15 protein-coding genes, 1 tRNA gene and 3 pseudogenes are annotated in these 13012 nt (G+C 58.2%); 12 read left to right on the top strand and 7 right to left on the bottom strand.

Translation table 11 applies throughout. The annotated features are described in order from the left end of the window. Positions 1 to 2: 2 nt before the first annotated feature. From ihfA to ABV589_RS04810, 7 genes and pseudogenes are all read left to right on the top strand, one after another. Positions 3 to 305 (top strand): integration host factor subunit alpha, encoded by a 303-nt coding sequence (ihfA, locus tag ABV589_RS04840; protein WP_002553164.1) that lies wholly within the window; start codon positions 3 to 5, stop codon positions 303 to 305. Further along, the gene (locus tag ABV589_RS04835) at positions 286 to 642 is read left to right on the top strand and encodes a MerR family transcriptional regulator (RefSeq protein WP_003179985.1); all 357 of its coding nucleotides are present in this window, start codon (positions 286 to 288) and stop codon (positions 640 to 642) included. The genes ihfA and ABV589_RS04835 overlap by 20 nt, the downstream gene beginning before the upstream one ends. Positions 643 to 729: 87 nt before the next feature. Beyond that, a tRNA-Pro gene (locus ABV589_RS04830) sits at positions 730 to 806 on the top strand. Positions 807 to 1350: 544 nt separating this feature from the next. Continuing rightward, positions 1351 to 1569 (top strand): hypothetical protein, encoded by a 219-nt coding sequence (locus ABV589_RS04825; RefSeq protein ID WP_367085121.1) that lies wholly within the window; start codon positions 1351 to 1353, stop codon positions 1567 to 1569. Between the two features lie 341 nt (positions 1570 to 1910). Further along, positions 1911 to 2126, top strand: a pseudogene (locus ABV589_RS04820) (tail assembly protein); the annotation flags it as partial. Between the two features lie 58 nt (positions 2127 to 2184). Next, positions 2185 to 2495 (top strand): annotated as a pseudogene (locus tag ABV589_RS04815) (hypothetical protein); the annotation flags it as partial. Positions 2496 to 2504: 9 nt separating this feature from the next. Beyond that, positions 2505 to 2705: pseudogene (locus ABV589_RS04810) on the top strand (SIS domain-containing protein); the annotation flags it as partial. Between the two features lie 360 nt (positions 2706 to 3065). Here the strand turns inward: ABV589_RS04810 and ABV589_RS04805 are convergent. The 3 genes from ABV589_RS04805 to ABV589_RS04795 form a co-directional block, all read right to left on the bottom strand. Then, positions 3066 to 3494, bottom strand: coding sequence for a hypothetical protein (locus tag ABV589_RS04805; RefSeq protein WP_367085120.1), 429 nt, complete (start codon positions 3492 to 3494; stop codon positions 3066 to 3068). 183 nt (positions 3495 to 3677) lie between these two features. Then, positions 3678 to 3881 carry a hypothetical protein gene (locus ABV589_RS04800; RefSeq protein WP_367086171.1) on the bottom strand — a complete coding sequence of 68 codons (204 nt, stop codon included), beginning with the start codon at positions 3879 to 3881 and terminating at the stop codon, positions 3678 to 3680. Positions 3882 to 3950: 69 nt separating this feature from the next. Beyond that, the gene (locus tag ABV589_RS04795; protein ID WP_367085119.1) at positions 3951 to 4226 is read right to left on the bottom strand and encodes a hypothetical protein; all 276 of its coding nucleotides are present in this window, start codon (positions 4224 to 4226) and stop codon (positions 3951 to 3953) included. Between the two features lie 167 nt (positions 4227 to 4393). Here ABV589_RS04795 and ABV589_RS04790 point away from each other — a divergent pair, with 167 nt between their 5' ends. Then, positions 4394 to 4723: a hypothetical protein gene (locus ABV589_RS04790; RefSeq protein WP_367085118.1), complete on the top strand. Its 330-nt coding sequence runs from the start codon at positions 4394 to 4396 to the stop codon at positions 4721 to 4723. 57 nt (positions 4724 to 4780) lie between these two features. On the opposite strand, the gene ABV589_RS04785 is transcribed toward ABV589_RS04790, so the two are convergent. Beyond that, entirely contained in the window at positions 4781 to 5194 is a 414-nt protein-coding gene (locus tag ABV589_RS04785; RefSeq protein ID WP_367085117.1) for a VOC family protein, read from the bottom strand. A gap of 200 nt (positions 5195 to 5394) precedes the next feature. Here ABV589_RS04785 and ABV589_RS04780 point away from each other — a divergent pair, with 200 nt between their 5' ends. Next, a complete protein-coding gene (locus ABV589_RS04780; protein WP_367085116.1) occupies positions 5395 to 7206 on the top strand; it encodes an ABC transporter ATP-binding protein in 1812 nt (603 codons plus the stop codon). Here ABV589_RS04780 and ABV589_RS04775 read toward each other — a convergent pair. Both ABV589_RS04775 and ABV589_RS04770 read right to left on the bottom strand, forming a co-directional pair. Then, positions 7203 to 8147 (bottom strand): alpha/beta fold hydrolase, encoded by a 945-nt coding sequence (locus tag ABV589_RS04775; protein WP_367085115.1) that lies wholly within the window; start codon positions 8145 to 8147, stop codon positions 7203 to 7205. The genes ABV589_RS04780 and ABV589_RS04775 overlap by 4 nt on opposite strands. 109 nt (positions 8148 to 8256) lie before the next feature. Next, positions 8257 to 9255: an NAD(P)H-quinone oxidoreductase gene (locus tag ABV589_RS04770; RefSeq protein WP_367085114.1), complete on the bottom strand. Its 999-nt coding sequence runs from the start codon at positions 9253 to 9255 to the stop codon at positions 8257 to 8259. A gap of 173 nt (positions 9256 to 9428) precedes the next feature. Between ABV589_RS04770 and ABV589_RS04765 the strand changes: the two genes are divergently transcribed. Both ABV589_RS04765 and ABV589_RS04760 read left to right on the top strand, forming a co-directional pair. Next, a complete protein-coding gene (locus tag ABV589_RS04765; RefSeq protein WP_367085113.1) occupies positions 9429 to 10304 on the top strand; it encodes a LysR family transcriptional regulator in 876 nt (291 codons plus the stop codon). 180 nt (positions 10305 to 10484) lie between these two features. Then, a complete protein-coding gene (locus ABV589_RS04760) occupies positions 10485 to 10970 on the top strand; it encodes a hypothetical protein (protein WP_367085112.1) in 486 nt (161 codons plus the stop codon). 49 nt (positions 10971 to 11019) lie between these two features. Here ABV589_RS04760 and ABV589_RS04755 read toward each other — a convergent pair whose 3' ends face one another. Next, a complete protein-coding gene (locus tag ABV589_RS04755) occupies positions 11020 to 11742 on the bottom strand; it encodes a pirin family protein (protein WP_367085111.1) in 723 nt (240 codons plus the stop codon). Between the two features lie 212 nt (positions 11743 to 11954). Between ABV589_RS04755 and ABV589_RS04750 the strand changes: the two genes are divergently transcribed. After that, a complete protein-coding gene (locus ABV589_RS04750) occupies positions 11955 to 12905 on the top strand; it encodes a GlxA family transcriptional regulator (protein ID WP_367085110.1) in 951 nt (316 codons plus the stop codon). The last annotated feature ends 107 nt before the right edge of the window (positions 12906 to 13012 follow it).

The raw sequence follows: 13012 nt of genomic DNA, 5'->3' as shown, positions 1-13012 counted from the left end.
GTATGGGGGCTTTGACGAAAGCTGAGATGGCGGAACGTCTGTATGAAGAGCTGGGCCTGAACAAGCGGGAGGCCAAGGAATTGGTTGAACTGTTTTTCGAGGAAATCAGGCACGCTCTTGAAGACAACGAGCAGGTCAAATTGTCCGGTTTCGGCAATTTCGACCTTCGGGACAAACGCCAGCGGCCTGGCCGCAACCCGAAAACGGGGGAAGAAATCCCGATCACGGCTCGCCGTGTGGTCACCTTTCGTCCAGGGCAGAAGTTGAAGGCCCGAGTTGAGGCTTATGCTGGAACCAAGTCATAACGACGAACTACCCGTCATCCCGGGCAAACGCTACTTCACCATTGGTGAAGTCAGCGAGCTGTGTGCGGTAAAACCGCACGTGCTGCGCTATTGGGAGCAGGAGTTTCCTCAACTCAACCCCGTCAAACGCCGCGGAAACCGCCGGTATTATCAGCGCCAGGACGTGCTGATGATCCGGCAGATCCGCGCGCTCCTTTACGATCAGGGGTTCACCATCGGCGGCGCACGCTTGCGTTTGTCCGGCGATGAAGCCAAAGACGACACCACCCAATACAAGCAAATGATCCGCCAGATGATCGCTGAGCTTGAAGATGTACTGGTGGTGCTCAAGAAATAAAAAGCTGCGTTTGAATACTTCCAGTTTTCAAAAGCTTGCGATATATTCTTGAGCGCTCTTCGAGACGAAGGGCGGTTTCAAACCAGTCGGGGCGTAGCGCAGTCCGGTAGCGCACTAGCATGGGGTGCTAGGGGTCGAGTGTTCGAATCACTCCGTCCCGACCATATTTCCTGAATAAAATCAGACACTTAAGCCGATCATTTGGATCGGCTTTTTTGTGCCTGCGCAAAACCCGCGCAAAGCTCTTCGTCATGAGCGCGCTGGCGTGGCCGGCGATCCTCTGACCGTCTTTCGTTAAAAAGAAGTCTGATATAAAAGCGATTAAGGCTATCCATTTGGGGCCAACACCAAATCAAGAGTTATCACAGAGGTCCATTGAAGCGCTGCTCACAAGATTAGGCTTGGCTGACATTCCAGTTATTTTTCACGTGCCGGGAAGGCTGCAGCCTGATTTCCTCTTCGCCGCGGCTTTCTCTGACCGTTCCGCATTGCTCTTGGTCATGGCCTACCTCTTCAACTCCGCTGGTCGGACAAGTCCAGCCAAGTCTGTCGGCCTCGGTGGTGGGCACGCTTGGTGATTCGTCTCACGCAGCTACCTTCAACTGGTGCCATGCACCTCCTTGTGTGACCGTGCTGGCACAGTTTGATGGCACTATCGTGTCAATTCGGTTATGTTTTCCCTTCGGCATGAGGCCGATGGAGGGGGACATGGCTACTAATCGTGAAATTGCGTTGGAGCAGGCGCTAGTCGCAACGTTTGCTGCAGCCAAAAAACTTGGTATCGATCAAGGCACATTGCAACAAGAGTCTCGTGAGATTATTCAGCGCTACAGCCAGTTCGTGGAGCTGGATCAGCCTCATGTCGCCGACGCTCGAAAAGAGCTGGCAGGTGCTTGGGATCAGTTCAAAGCAATTGCGGGCAAATAATTTCGTCCTCTGGCTCACCGGGTGAGTCGTGCAGGATTCGCAAGCTTTCGTTGCGGAACTCCTGCGACACCTTTCAACAATAATAAAAGGTGTCGTGACACTCCTGAGCATCAATGCCGCAGTTTCGAACTCCGCGGCGATCACATTCCGCAACAGGCTCTGATACACCTCCTGCTGGTTGTTGAAACCGTGTTCTTTGATCAGACGCCTCAGGTCGGGCTTGAACACCCCGGCGACCTCAACCGTAAACTTCTCGACGCTGTTTTGGGCATTGTGCTTATCGCCGTGGGCTTTTTCGCCTACGGATCTACTACGGCTCAAGGCGCGGCATTGATCGCGGAGGTATCGCCTCAACTGCGGGTGGCGTAATTCAGATACTGAGTCCGCAGTTAAAGGGTTTGTCGCAAAGCGCATCTCCTGAAAACTCACCGTCCTACGCCTTTGGCAGCGCCAAAACCACAACAGCGAGCGGCAACCCGGTACCGATCTGCATCGGCGAGCGTCGATGGGGCGGGATGATCATCTCGGCCTCGATCCTGGCTGGAGACAAAGTGTAAGCAGAACAGCAGCAAACCAACCGCCCGCGAGGCGGTTTCTTTATGCCTGGAGGAAAGCATGGGCGCAGCGCAACAGATCGAGATCTACGGCGAGAGGGCGGCAGCAGCAAGCCGAAGTCGCCGGTAGAAGCCAGCGACAGCCTAAAGCTGCTGATCGCCGTGGGCGAGGGCGAGTTTGATAGTGTCCCAACCGATTACGACATCTACCTGGACAACACGCCGATCCGCGATGCCAGCGGCAACTACAACATCCCGAACGTGAAGTGGGGCTGGCGCCCGGGCTCGGTGGATCAGGCCTACATCCCGGGCATGCCGTCCGTGGAGAACGAGACCTCGCTGAACATCGAGTTGCGCAGCGATTCGCCATGGGCGCTTATCACCGAATTCCGCTACCGCAAAGTTGCGGTTCAGCCTGACACAATGTTCGTGTCGATATCCTAGTTTGGCGAAACAGCTGACACTCTGGCCGCCCTGCGTAATGCCAAAGAGCTCGGATTTCTCGCCAGCTTGGCCATTTGCAACGTCAGCATCAGCTCGTTGGTGCGAGAGTCCGACCTGACCCTGCTAACCCAGGCAGGTCTCAGCGCCTGGAACTGTACGCACCATGGGTTTAAAAGACTGGACGTCTTCATTGAAGTACGAGGTGACGTCCGAAACGCTCCTGGCCGTTCAGCGTCGCGTGCGTGTTCGCGGATAATTCCGAAAGGGATCCCCCAGGGCGCCCTGGCCGAGGCATTTCATGACAGCTCTTTACCCGTTCGGGGCGGTGTTTTGATGCAACAAAACTCGGATGCACTCGTTCGCTCCGCTGGTTGCCGTTGGGCGCGGAGGGGAGTGCATTCGGGATTGGTCGGGAGATTGATGACTAGTTGCGCGGACTCACTGCGGTACGACACGCAGAAAAAAGCCCGCGAGAGAGGCGGGCTTCAGGGAGGGGCTTCAGAGGCAGTCGGATTTGCCTATCTGAAACTCGACTACCGGTGAGCTGGTTGAATCTTTGTAGAGGAGGTCAATGGCAAGACCCGATTTCACGAACTGTCCCAAACCTTTTTCATTACAGAATGCAGAAGCTGCAAGCGCTCTTGCGTCTTTGGCGAATTCATCAGAATCGATTTCGTCTTTCGTAACTTTTGTGAGTGTGTAAGAGATACGCATGACTTCATCGCTGTAGGTCACAGAATCGGCGCGAATTGAATCGTCAGATACTTTTCCGGACTGGACACTCATGATGAGCGCGAGCCCCTTGAGTTGGCGCTCCCGCTCCTGCTTTTTCTCTTCCGGGCCAGATTTTGCGTGCCATACCTGTACCAGGATAAAGAGCAAAGTCATTGCCGAAAAAAATATGATTATTCCGCGATACTGTTTCAAGTGAGATTACCGTAGCAAAAGGCCATTACTCATTTGACCATGCCGGTAGCACCCTCTCAAGTCGGAGCAGTTACAACATTGACACCGCAAAATGCTCGACAGCATCCATTCGTTCAGCTGACTGTCTCTGGACGTTGAGGGAATCCAATTCTGGTGCGTTTGGAGCATGCGCGCAGCTACGCCTCAATGCAAAACCCTGCGACTCTCACCAATCCTGATCCGGTCCAGCGCCCGGTTCAATGCATCCAGGGCATCCAGAAGCGCCTTCGCTTCTGCCTCTCGGCCATCGCCCCATAAACGTTCCGCCATTTTGTTCAGGGCCTGGATCGAGCGTTCGATGTCAGCGGCGGTCGCTGATGTCTGGGGTTGCGCTTCTTTACTGGGCATACGGTCATTCATCTGAGGGTATTGGCAATCCCCAGCATGATCGGCGTTCATTGCCGTTCAATCCAGTGGTTACTGTTTCGGCTTGCTCTGAATATCTTCCGAGTCGCTGGAGGTTGCCGCGTCTTTCTCGGTTTCTTTCGATTCTGCACCCGAATTCGAACCCGAGGCCTCCTCACCTTTCTTGTTGGCTTTTTCTTCGTTGGATTCGGATTTGTTGCTGGATTGATTCACGCCCGGGATGGCCGTGGGCGGCGCGGCTGATCCTGCTTTCTCGCTTGCCAGAGTCAAGCCAGAGCCAGCCAGCATCAGGCATGCAAGCGTCAGGGTTGCAATCTTCTTGTTCATTTTTTTGGCCTTGCGCTGAGGGGTGTACCGCATTGGAGGCGTCAGTCGCGCCAAGGTGCTGGCGGTTGGACGAACGGTTGTCACTGCGCAAATGCGGCAAATTGCTGGCCCCCAGGTTTTTCCTTACCGGGCAAACTCGCCTTTTTTCAAAAGGTTAGGTTGGCTATATGCGGACGATTGTCATAACCGTTGCAACGCTTTCCCTGGCTGCCTTCGCTTCGGCCACTGAAGCGAGGGAGTTGAGCAAGAGTCACCGGTTCGCCTGTACCTGGGGCTCGGACATCGCTGCCGGGGCGCAGCAGTCGAAACTGTCGGGGATCTCGTTGTATGGCGCGCGCAAGCAGTTGCAGGTGCGCAAGTTCCAGCAACCGTGGATGCGCATGACGGCAATGGGGATTACCGAGCAGACCTACAACAGCACGTCGAAGCTCAAACCTGCAGCGGTCAAGCAGACCTATTACGAACAATGCGTGCGGCATGAGCTGGCCCAACGATAAATCAAAAAGCCCAACCTGAAGAGGTTGGGCTTTTTCATGCCTGACGAAACGTCGGCGTTACTTGTCAGTCTCGCAATTGACCATCCACGACACGCCGAAGCGATCGACCAGCATACCGAACCGGGCGGCCCAGAAAGTCGCCTCTAGCGGCATATCGACGCGACCGTCCTTGGCCAGCGCATTAAACACTCGCTCGGCTTCGGCAACGATGTCGACGTTGAGCGAGATCGAGCAACCACTCATGCCCCCGGTCGGCCGGTCAGGTGTAGTGTCCGAGGCCATGATCATCTGGTCGCCGACTTTCAGGCAGGTGTGGATCACTAGATGATGATGCTCTTTCGGTACGTGTTCGGCGGCGGGTGTTTCGCCGAAGGTCACGATTGCTTCGAGTTTGCCCTGCAAGGCTTGTTCGTAAAAGGTGAAAGCCTCGCGGCAGTTGCCGTTGAAGATCAGGTAAGGATTGATTCGCATGGCGTCGTTCCTGGCAGTAGGCGCGGAGAGCGGCGATGTTCGCCAGGTTCCTCGAAAGGCGGTTAAACCATAGCAAAGCATTGGACGTCGCAACGGCCAGAGTTTTCCAGATGTTTTTCTTCTGAAAACGCCGCGCTTCAGCACGGATAAAACCTGCGGAGTACCATGGCACCTGTATGACCTTTCGAGCTTAATCTGCCATGCCTCTGATTTCCCGCTTCAACGCCCTGTTCGATCAGGCCCGGCGCGCCTTGCTGTTGGTCTGGGCAACATCACGCGGATTGTTTCTGGGCCTGGTGCTGGCGACCTTGATTGCGGGGGTTCTGCCGGCGCTGGCCGCATGGCTGGGTCAGCGCATTGTCGATGCGGTGGTGACGGCGATGCAGTTGCACGCGCAACAGGGCGATGCACCGCTGTGGCCGGTGTTGCGTTATGTGCTGATGGAAGCGGGCGTGTTAGCGCTGTTATCCGGTACGCAACGGGCGTTGTCGGTGCAGCAGTCGCTGTTGCGGGTGCAGTTGGGGCAAAAGGTCAACACGCTGATTCTGCAAAAGGCGCAGACCCTGTCGCTGGTGCAGTTCGAGAATTCCGAGTTCTACGACAAACTGGTGCGCGTACGCCGCGAAGCCTCGACCCGGCCGCTGGCGTTGGTGATGAAGTCGCTGGGGTTGATCCAGAACCTGATCATGCTGATCAGCTTCGGTGTGCTGCTGGTGCATTTTTCGCCGTGGGCACTGCTGTTGCTGGTGATCGGCGCGTTGCCGGTATTCTTCGCCGAGGCGCATTTCTCCGGCGACGCTTTCCGCCTGTTCACCCGCCGGGCCCCGGAGAGCCGGCAGCAAAATTACATCGAAACCTTGCTGTCCCACGAGGCCTACATCAAAGAGGTCAAGCTGTTCGGCTTTGCGCCGTTGCTGCTGCAGCGCTATCGGGACACTTTTGCCAAGCTCTATGCCGAGGATCGGCGCCTGACATTGCGTCGCGATGGCTGGGGGTTTGGTCTTGGATTACTCGGTACAGGGGCGTTCTATCTGGCTTATGCCTGGGTGGTGATCGATGCCGTGCATGGCAATATCAGTCTCGGCCAGATGACCATGTACCTGGTGTTGTTCAAGCAGGGGCAGAGTGCGGTCAGCAGCAGCCTGAGTGCGATCAGCGGCCTGTACGAAGACGGTCTGTATCTGTCGAATCTGTACGAATATCTGGCCGAACCGGTTCTGGCCGATTCCGGCCATCTCACCGTCGGCGCGCAACCGGGCGATGGCCTGCGCTTTGAAAACGTCGGTTTCCGTTATCCGGGGGCCAGCCGTTCTGCACTGGAAGGCATCGACCTGCACCTGGTGCCGGGCAAGAGTGTGGCGCTGGTGGGGGAGAACGGCTCAGGCAAGACCACGCTGATCAAATTGCTGACGCGCCTGTATCGGCCCGACCAGGGACGCATCCTGCTTGATGGCAGCGATTTGCAGGATTGGGATGAGAACACGTTGCGTCGGCGTATCGGGGTGATTTTTCAGGACTACATTCGCTACCAGTTCACCGTGGGCGAAAATATTGGCGTGGGCGATACCTCGGCGTTCAACGATGAATCGCGCTGGCAGGCCGCAGCGGCGGAAGGCATGGCCGCGCCGTTCATTGAAAGCCTCGACCGTGGCTATGCCACGCAGCTGGGCCGCTGGTTTGCTGGCGGTCAGGAGTTATCGGGCGGGCAATGGCAGAAGATTGCCTTGTCCCGGGCTTACATGCGCCGCGATGCCGACATCCTGATTCTCGACGAACCGACCTCGGCGCTGGATCCGGCAGCGGAAGCGGCAGTGTTCGAGCATTTCAGCCAGCACACCGAAGGGCGCATGACCCTGCTGATTTCCCATCGGTTTTCCAGTGTGCGCAACGCCGATCAGATCATGGTGCTGGAGGGCGGACGGATACTGGAGCAGGGCGATCACGACAGCCTGATCACCGCCAACGGACACTACGCCAAACTGTTCGATCTGCAGGCTCGCGGCTATCGCTAGGAGTCCTGCGCGTTGCGTACCAGTGCGGGGCCGGCCACGCGCGGCGCGGGTTTTGATTGCATCAGCGCGTCGATCGCCTTGCGATAATTCTGCCCGCCCAGCGCCATGCTGTTGTTATGAGTGGCGCCTGGCACCAGCAGTAGTCGTTTCGGTGGTTGGGCGGCGTTGAACAGCTGCTCGCTGAAGCGCGGCGGCACGAACGCGTCGGCCATGCCGTGCACCACCAGCAGTGGCATGTGAATTTCGGCGATCTTGTCGATGGAGTCGAATTTCTGCGACAGCAGCCAGCGCACCGGCAGCGAAGTGTTGGCCACGGCGGCGGCCACGTCGGCGAGAGAGGTGAACGTCGACTCGATCACCAGGCCTTTGACCGGCAGCGGGGTATGGTCCCGAGCAGCGTCCTGGCCGAGTTCGGCGGCCAGATCAATCGCCACGGCACCGCCCAGGGAATGACCGTAGATCAGGCGTTTGCTCGGGTCGGGCTGCAGCAGTTTGAAGCGTTCCCACGCCACACGGGCATCTTCGTACACGCTGCTTTCCGAAGGCAGGTCACCCTTGCTCTGGCCGAAACCACGGTAGTCGATGGCCAGTACCGAGTAGCCGGCCGCGCGCAACTGCTCGATGCGGAACAGCTGCCCGGTGAGGTTCCAGCGCACGCCGTGCAGATAGAGAATCGCTGGAGCGTTCGGCCTTTCTGCGGGCCACCACCAGGCATGAATATTCTGCCCGGCCTTGAAACTCTTGGGCTGCAAGTCGAGTTCCTGCACGCTGCCCGGCAAGCCGTGATACCAGCCGGCCGTGCCCGGTTCGATGCGAAACAGCAGTTTGCGCTCGGTGTGTTCGAGCACCGCACAACTCGTCGGCACGCCAATGATCAGCGCAGCCATGCAGGCGAACGCCAAACGGCGGCGGCGCAAACGAGTCATAAAGGACAGGAACATTAAACGGTTCACCACAGCGCAGACAAAGAAGGCTTTTTACCAGAAGGCTCGGTCTGCGCGTGATTTTTTCGACCACCGTGCGCCCTTAACGATTACAAAATGCTGCGGCTCAATCCACGCACAGGACGATTTTGCCGATGTGGTCGCCACCTTCCATGCGCGCATGCGCCTGGGCCGCGTCGTTCAGCGAGTAAACCTTGTCGATGATCGGCAGGCAGCGTCCGGCGGCCAGCGCCGGCCACACGTGTTCGCGCAATTGCTCGGCAATCTCGGCCTTTTCCTCAGCGGTTCGCGCACGCAGCAGCGAACCAGTAATCACCGCGCGCTTGGCCATGATCGCCAGCAGGTCGATGTCGTTGGCCTTGCCGCCACCGAGAAAACCCAGCATCACCAATCGGCCATCCATCGCCAGCGCGCTGACATTCCCGTTGAGGTATGAGGCGCCCATGATGTCGAGGATCGCGTTAACGCCTTGGCCAGCCGTTTTTTCGGCGATGACCGTGGCGAAATCCTGCTCGCGATAATTGATTGGCTGCCCACCCAGTTTGCTGATTGCCGCGCATTTATCGGCGCTGCCGGCGGTGGCAAAGGCTTCGATGCCGAACTCGCGGCACAGCATCAGCGCGGTGGTGCCGATACCGCTGGTGCCGCCGTGGATCAGCACGCGCTGACCACGCTGGGCGTGGCCGAGGCCAAACAGGTTGGCCCACACGGTAAAGAACGTTTCCGGGATAGCGGCGGCCTGCACCCAATCCAGTCCTTCGGGGATCGGCAAGGTTTGCCCGGCCGGGACGCTGCAGTATTCGGCGTAACCGCCACCGTTGGTCAGTGCGCAGACCTTGTCCCCGACGGCAAACTGACTGACACCGGCACCCAGCGCCACCACTTCGCCGGCCACTTCCAGGCCGGGGATCGGATTCATGCCCGGCTTCATCGGGTATTTGCCGGCGCGTTGCAGGGCATCGGGCCGATTGATCCCGGCAGCATGCACGCGGATCAGCACTTCGCCGGCTGCGGCAACCGGCAACGGTACGCGTTTGGCTTGCAGAACATCGGGGCCACCGGGTTGAGTGATTTCGATACGGGTCATTTCGCTGGGCAGTGTCATATCCGGTCCTGTTGCGTAGGAGGTCTGTAGGTGGGAGTTCAAAGGGGGGGCAATGATTCCCTGCAAAAGCATTCAAGGCATGAGAACAGTGGTGAGGATATCGGCTATCGTTGCCGCTTTAACGCAGCGATTTGGCGGCATAGTGATGCAAATTTGCATCGGCAGGAGATCAGATGAATTGGGATGACGCACGGGTGTTTCTCGCCGTCTGTCGCGAGTCGACACTGCGCGGGGCCGCGCGAGTATTGAATGTGGATCAAGCCACCGTCGGACGGCGGATCACTGCGCTGGAAAAGTCCCTCGGCGCGACGCTGTTCCTGCGCACGTCCGAGGGCTACGCGCTGACTGCGGTAGGCGAAGCGGCGCTCAGGTCGGTGGAGAAAATGGAGCATTCGGCGCTTGAGCTTGAGCGGCAGATTCAGGGCCTGGATGATCGCCTGACCGGCACGGTGCGGGTCAGCACCACCGATTCGCTGGCCATCGATTTCCTGATCCCGGCCATCGCCCGCCTGCACGAACTGCATCCGGACGTGCGCGTGCAACTGGACGCTTCCACGCAGATCCTCAGTCTGGCCAAGCGCGAGGCGGATATCGCCGTACGCAACACCCGGCCCGACAATCCGGACCTGATCGCCCGGCGCATCGCGCGCTGGCCAACCGGGTTATTCGCTTCAGAGGCTTACGTCGACGCCAATGGCGAACCCGAGCCCGGCAGTGCTTTCGCCGGGCATGACCTGGTGGTTTATCAACCGTATCTGCAGAGCAACCGGGACCTGAACCTGGTGGGGGAGCCGATCAGTCGCGGGCGAATCGTCGCCAGCCTCGGTTCCAGCCTGTTGATGCGGCGCTCGATTGCGGCGGGTATTGGTGTAGGAGAAATTCCGGTGTACATGGGCGAGCGCGACGGTCTGGTCAGGCTCTGGCCACAGCGTACCCGCCCGCAACCGTACGAAGTGTGGTTGGTGACCCATGCGGATCTGCGCCATACGGCGCGGGTGAGGGCGGTGATCGAGCAGATCGTCGAAGTGTTTGCGTCGGAAAACGAGTAAGGCGCGTTTTCTAGGCGAACTCACAAGGTCTGACGAAATGGCCTACGCCGGACGCAGAATTCGCTGGCTTGTAGGCCGAAGGACCGGGGGCTATCGTTGCCAAAGGCTGGTGCGAGGCCGCACGCTTGCACTGGAGTGACATACCACGGACGGTATCGGTAGCCCGATAAAGGTGTCGAATTGGAAGCCAGGGAATTCAGTCACTTTCAAAGCAGTGACATAACGGGTAATGGTCAGAGTACGCAAGTCATGGGCGCCATCAGTCGAGAAGAATTCAATGCCAGGATCGAGACCATCGAGACACGAATGGATGCTCGACTGGACGCGGTATCAATGAAAATTGACGGGTTTTTATCTGTTCAGGGAGAACGGGACAAAACTCAAGTCGAACGAGACAAACGCTACGACTTGATAACGCAAGAAATGCGCAAAATTGCCGACGGCGCGCAGGAAGCAGCAAGGCAGGGCGCCACCGTCAAGGCCAACGTCTGGGCAGCAACGGCCGTCCAGTTACTTGGAATAGTCACCATCGTCGTTGGGGCCTATTACGCCAATCAAGCCAACATGTACGTAGCTATACAAACCACCCTAGCGGCGGTCCAGGCGGGCAAGGATGCCCACACACCCAAATCGCCGGAGTTGCCAACGCCGCCACCACCACAATAAAAAACGGCCTTCATATGAAGGCCGTTTTTGCAGATGATAAAACCCTGCCTCATGGCATTTGCGGCAACTCCTGCGGCCGCAGATCGAACACCAGCACTTCGGCATCCACGCCATTGCTCAGGGTCAGTGCCTGTTCTTCACGAATCCGCACGCCGTCACCTTCCTGCAGTTGCACGCCGTTGAGCTCTACGCTGCCGCGCGCCACATGCACGTAGGCATAACGATTGGCCGGCAGTTTCAGCGTCGCGCTTTCCTGGCCGTCGAACAGGCCGGCGTAGACACGCGCGTCCTGACGTACTTTCAGCGAGCCATCAGCGCCGTCCGGCGAGATGATCAGTTGCAGGCGACCGCGTTTTTTCTGCGCGCTGAAGTGCTCTTGCTGGTAGCGCGGCTTGGCGCCGGCCACTTCCGGCACGATCCAGATCTGCAGAAAGTGCACCGGCCGGGTGGCCGAATGGTTGAATTCGCTGTGGGCCACGCCACTGCCGGCGCTCATCAGTTGCACGTCACCGGGGCGGATCACCGAACCGGTGCCCAAGGTGTCTTTATGCTCCAGTGCGCCTTCAAGCACGTAGGAAAAGATCTCCATGTCACGATGCGGATGCTGGCCGAAACCCTTGCCGGCCGCCACGCGGTCATCGTTGATCACCAGCAGGTCGGAAAAACCCTGTTCACGCGGGTCGCGGTAGCTGGCAAAGGAAAAGGTGTGGAAGGATTTCAACCAGCCATGATTGGCGAGGCCACGGTCGGAAGCTTTGCGAAGGGTCAGCATGATGAATTCTCCTTGCAGGACGTTGATTCGTCCGAGTGAGGAGAAGGTTACTGTTAATCGTTTGGGGTAATAAGTAGGTGGAAATTGAAATACTGTCCTGCTCAGGTTGACAGTTTTGCGGAGTCGATCACGCATTCTTTTCGCCGCTCTCTACGCACGTGGCCATAATGCGAGGCTTGCTTCCTTTTCCTTGATTTCAGTGATGTTCACCCATGAAAACCGTGGCAATGGTGCTGTTTCCCGACTTTCTTCTGCTCGACATGGCCGGCCCCATGGAGGTGTTTTCGGTCGCCAATCGCTACTTGAAAGCCGAAGATCACTACCAACTGATCACCTTGGGTACCGAACGCGGGATGCTGCGGGCTTCCAATGGCGTACAGGTACAGACCGACTCTCATATCGACGACCCGGCCCAGGCCTTCGACCTGCTGCTGGTACCGGGTGGACCGGGCGCCTATAACGAAAAACATCCGGCGCTGCTCGCCTGGTTGCAACGCTCGGTGGGGCAGGCCGGTTGCTACGGCTCGATCTGCACCGGGGCTTTTGTGCTCGGGCATGCCGGGCTGCTCGACGGTTATCGCGTGACTACCCACTGGAATTACACCGAGCGGCTGATCAAGGCGTTCCCCGAGGCGCGGGTGGAGACCGATCAGATCTACACCGAAGACCGCAATCTGATCACTTCGGGAGGCGTGACCGCCGGCATCGATCTGGCGTTGGCCGTGGTTGCCCGGGATCACGGGAAAAAAGTCGCCCAGGACGTGGCCAAGGTGCTGCTGGTGGTGATGAAACGGCAGGGCGGGCAAGCGCAGTTCAGTCCGTTGATGGCCGCGGTGGCACCACAGGAAACCGCGATCACCCGGGTGCAGAACCATGTGCTGGATCACCTCGACGAAGCGTTTACAGTCGAGCGCATGGCGGGGCTGGCGAACATGAGCACCCGGCACTTTGCGCGGCTGTTCGCGCGGGATGTGAACATGACGCCGATGGAGTTTCTGCAAAACGCCCGCATTGATTGCGCGCGTAATCTGCTGGAAACCACCGAGCTGCCGTTGAAGACCGTGGCCTACAAAAGTGGTTTCGGCAGTGTGCGCCACATGCGTTTTCTGTTCGCTGAAAAGCTCGGCCTGACCCCGGCACAATACCGCGAGCAGTTCAGCTAGAGCGGTTGTGTCCGTGCGGTGCATCCGGATGTCCGTGTTGCGCCCCGTACGGAGGTTGTGCCGTCACCTGCAGCTGCCAAGATAAACGGCAACGCTTGGAAGGGAGA

The sequence above is a fragment of the Pseudomonas sp. HOU2 genome (assembly GCF_040729435.1).
Taxonomy (GTDB): Bacteria; Pseudomonadota; Gammaproteobacteria; order Pseudomonadales; family Pseudomonadaceae; genus Aquipseudomonas.
Note: the sequence above shows the minus strand (reverse complement) of the source record. Positions and strands in the feature narration are given on the sequence as shown.

What these genes read in the sequence shown, in the direction of transcription:
- ABV589_RS04750 (WP_367085110.1), top strand. Translation starts at nt 11,955, where the DNA reads ATGAAAACCGTGGCAATGGTGCTGTTTCCCGACTTTCTTCTGCTCGAC.
- ABV589_RS04835 (WP_003179985.1), top strand. Translation starts at nt 286, where the DNA reads ATGCTGGAACCAAGTCATAACGACGAACTACCCGTCATCCCGGGCAAA.
- ABV589_RS04775 (WP_367085115.1), bottom strand. Translation starts at nt 8,147, where the DNA reads ATGTTCCTGTCCTTTATGACTCGTTTGCGCCGCCGCCGTTTGGCGTTC.
- ABV589_RS04790 (WP_367085118.1), top strand. Translation starts at nt 4,394, where the DNA reads ATGCGGACGATTGTCATAACCGTTGCAACGCTTTCCCTGGCTGCCTTC.
- ABV589_RS04795 (WP_367085119.1), bottom strand. Translation starts at nt 4,226, where the DNA reads ATGAACAAGAAGATTGCAACCCTGACGCTTGCATGCCTGATGCTGGCT.
- ABV589_RS04785 (WP_367085117.1), bottom strand. Translation starts at nt 5,194, where the DNA reads ATGCGAATCAATCCTTACCTGATCTTCAACGGCAACTGCCGCGAGGCT.
- ABV589_RS04770 (WP_367085114.1), bottom strand. Translation starts at nt 9,255, where the DNA reads ATGACACTGCCCAGCGAAATGACCCGTATCGAAATCACTCAACCCGGT.
- ABV589_RS04825 (WP_367085121.1), top strand. Translation starts at nt 1,351, where the DNA reads ATGGCTACTAATCGTGAAATTGCGTTGGAGCAGGCGCTAGTCGCAACG.
- ABV589_RS04780 (WP_367085116.1), top strand. Translation starts at nt 5,395, where the DNA reads ATGCCTCTGATTTCCCGCTTCAACGCCCTGTTCGATCAGGCCCGGCGC.
- ihfA (WP_002553164.1), top strand. Translation starts at nt 3, where the DNA reads ATGGGGGCTTTGACGAAAGCTGAGATGGCGGAACGTCTGTATGAAGAG.
- ABV589_RS04765 (WP_367085113.1), top strand. Translation starts at nt 9,429, where the DNA reads ATGAATTGGGATGACGCACGGGTGTTTCTCGCCGTCTGTCGCGAGTCG.
- ABV589_RS04800 (WP_367086171.1), bottom strand. Translation starts at nt 3,881, where the DNA reads ATGCCCAGTAAAGAAGCGCAACCCCAGACATCAGCGACCGCCGCTGAC.
- ABV589_RS04755 (WP_367085111.1), bottom strand. Translation starts at nt 11,742, where the DNA reads ATGCTGACCCTTCGCAAAGCTTCCGACCGTGGCCTCGCCAATCATGGC.